The sequence below is a fragment of the Aquabacterium sp. genome (assembly GCF_004297345.1).
Taxonomy (GTDB): domain Bacteria; phylum Pseudomonadota; class Gammaproteobacteria; order Burkholderiales; family Burkholderiaceae_C; genus Aquabacterium.
Genome location: NZ_SCTN01000383.1, coordinates 1 through 2,665 on the forward strand (window position 1 = coordinate 1; position 2,665 = coordinate 2,665).

The window sequence follows — 2,665 nt, forward strand, 5'->3', positions numbered from 1 at the left end:
CTCCGCGCGCTTGAGCGCCTCAATGATCTGGCTGTCGGTGAATCGAGACTTCTTCATGGTAGAAATTTTCCTTCGAAAATCTCTACTTCTCACAACGCTGGTTTTTCGGGGGGATTACCAACCGGTTGAGAGCCAGACTTACGAAAGTGCAAGTCGAATCGCAACACCGTCACTGTCGAGTACCGCTGTGACAACCAATCAATACCGTCCACAAACCCGTTGAAGTTCTCGATCGCACCACGACGGAAGTTCTCGTACGCATCCTTGACAACAGTTTTTGATAAACGCTTGCGAAGGGTCTGAATAACAACCAAAGCAGCTTGGACAAGTCGGTCAGCTTGCACCTTGTCCAGACTGCGTTTGAGATAGCTACAGAAATCGACAGGCAGCAGCCGACGACGTACGCTTGAAAACACCTTGAAGATCGGTGAGAAGCGATGCAGGGGGTAATCCAAGCGAATTTGCAAGTAGTCAACAGACAACGCATTAACGATCCGCTGGCACAACGGTGTGCAAACAATCCTGACCTCACCTGCCTGCTTAGCTGGTGAGAGGCTTAAGTAGGACTCGTCCTTACTTGCACGCAACAACTCCCCGGCCACATCATGGATGAGTGAGATGGGTTGCTCATGTGCTTCACGACGGATGATTACGCCGTCTTCTGTGTCAAAGGCAAACTTGCTGAGTGCGACTTGACCGAGCTCATCGTAGTCCCCTTGTATCCAGGTATCGCTACGCTGAGGCTGTTGAAAATGATTGCTGTGATCCATGTGATGTACTTGACGTAAACAACACATCAGTGGGTTGTTGACTAAGTCAAGTCTGTTGATGCCAACACTCAATGAAGATCAGAGACACAGAGTCTCTGTCTGACACGTTGGGTGTGTTGAGGGATTGCAATATTGATAGAGGGTGCTGAACGAGTTGATTTCATGAGCAAGGGATTGCCTGACATTCGACGCCAGCAAGTAGCGGCAACTTCAGCTCTTTGGACCATTTCGCGACCTGGCGTTTTCGTTCCGCTGATGCGAATTCAGCCTCACCGTGACCAAGACTCCGCCATAGCAGGCACCGATTTCACCGCTGGCGAGGAAGTTCGCCCACGAGGTAGAAATTCAGATGTCAAAGTTGCCGTTGCGCCCCCACCATCCGCGGGAAAGGGGAGCTGGTTCGGCGCCCTGCATCCAACGTGGTTGCGCGACAGGCTCCCCTGCCAGGTATTGCTGCGGATTGGCAGCTTCAGCCTGGGGCGCGCGCTCTTGCAGCGCGCTATTGCTGAAACCGCTCCTGATCGGATGGGACAGGAGCACCTTAGGCTTTGAAATTGCGAGCGCGGGCTTGCGCTGATCAATCAATGCGCTTGGTGGCTCGGCTTTGGCGATGGCCTCACGCGATGCCGCCATATCGACCGCGCCGCTGGGCTCGTTGCAGAGATGTTGGGTATCGGGAACCGCGTCAGCCGGCCCGCCTGCCACCGGAGGGGAAGGCTCCAGGCCTGGCATTGCCTCGACTGGAGTCCCACGGGAATCCTGACGGTAGCGTTCTACAGACTTTGCAATCCAAGCGTCCACCTCGGACTCTCGCCACATGGGAACGCGGCTCTTTGGAAAGTAGAACGGCAAAGGAAAGTCAGGATCGTGATATGGACCGCCCACGGTCATCTTGGCGTGCAGCGTTGATTTTGAGAACGCTACTTTTTTCAGCAAGCTGCTCTTGCGCAGCAACTGGCAGCTAGGTGTAACTTGGGCTTGTTTGCGAACAGGGTGGGACATCAAAGTTCTCCGTCGGATGTGATTGGTTACGACGGATCAACTTTGCCCCCTTTGCAACTGCATGAATACCAGTCCTGCCTGGCAGAGCCCCCTTGGTCTGCCAGGCAGAGCCCCCCCTGGTCTGCCAAGCAGACCAGGGGTAACTCAATCCACGAGCGCCCTTAGACATTTCAGCCCAGCGAAGTCTTATGACAGCGATTTGCAACCATTGAAGTCACATCAGCACCTGCCGCCATCTGATCGGTTGAACAAGCGACTGACAGCCAACTTTGCAGGCGCTGGAAACGGTCTGTAGCCCCATCTACCAAGTCGCTACGGGGACACTTTGCCGGCGCGAGCTCGATTCGCACCAACTGTTGGAAAGTGCTGCTCACGGTCCTCCATCTTATCCAGCCAACCCTTAACAGTGTCCGGAAAATTGCCGAGCGCATTCTCACCAAACTCCTTCTTAAGTTCAATTTCGAGCCAGGCTACAGCGCGAGCTTGGCTTGGCCAACCCTTGTCTTGTTCTGTCCTTCCTTGTTTTTCTTGCCTTATCAGTTCATAGGCCCGCGCCTTCATCTCATTCGTCCTCTTGTGGCGTCCTGCACTACCCTGGCGCCCAAACTCAGAATCCAGACACTTTTTGAACGCAAGGTCGGTCATCTCTTCACCCCTACTGGCCCAGTTGGACACGCCAAGATAGAAGCAGCCCTCGGCAAGCAAATCCCAAGCACGATCTCTTTCATCCTTGTCCAGGGCACTTTTCGCTGCCACACCAAACGCACAAGCGCTGTAGATCAGCCACGAATCGTGTACCTTCGAGAATCCTTCCTGCTCAATGCAAAGCTTATCCAGGTTCTGCGCATCAAGCTTCCCATCGACACTCACGAGCGAATTTGGTAGGACCAACG

The 2,665-nt window shown here is 54.0% G+C and carries 3 protein-coding genes; all 3 read right to left on the reverse strand.

Going from position 1 to position 2,665, the window contains the following annotated elements; translation table 11 throughout:
- Positions 1-89: 89 nt before the first annotated feature.
- Positions 90-770, reverse strand: coding sequence for a hypothetical protein (locus EPO09_RS14535; protein WP_290644041.1), 681 nt, complete (start codon positions 768-770; stop codon positions 90-92).
- Positions 771-1,115: 345 nt separating this feature from the next.
- A complete protein-coding gene (locus EPO09_RS14540) occupies positions 1,116-1,772 on the reverse strand; it encodes an AlpA family transcriptional regulator (protein WP_290644042.1) in 657 nt (218 codons plus the stop codon).
- Positions 1,773-2,084: 312 nt separating this feature from the next.
- The coding region (locus EPO09_RS14545) for a hypothetical protein (RefSeq protein WP_290644043.1) at positions 2,085-2,665 on the reverse strand (581 nt) is incomplete at its 5' end.

Bases quoted from the DNA above. Each gene is read 5' to 3' on its own strand.
- EPO09_RS14535 (WP_290644041.1), bottom strand. From the start codon at position 770: ATGGATCACAGCAATCATTTTCAACAGCCTCAGCGTAGCGATACCTGG.
- EPO09_RS14540 (WP_290644042.1), bottom strand. From the start codon at position 1,772: ATGTCCCACCCTGTTCGCAAACAAGCCCAAGTTACACCTAGCTGCCAG.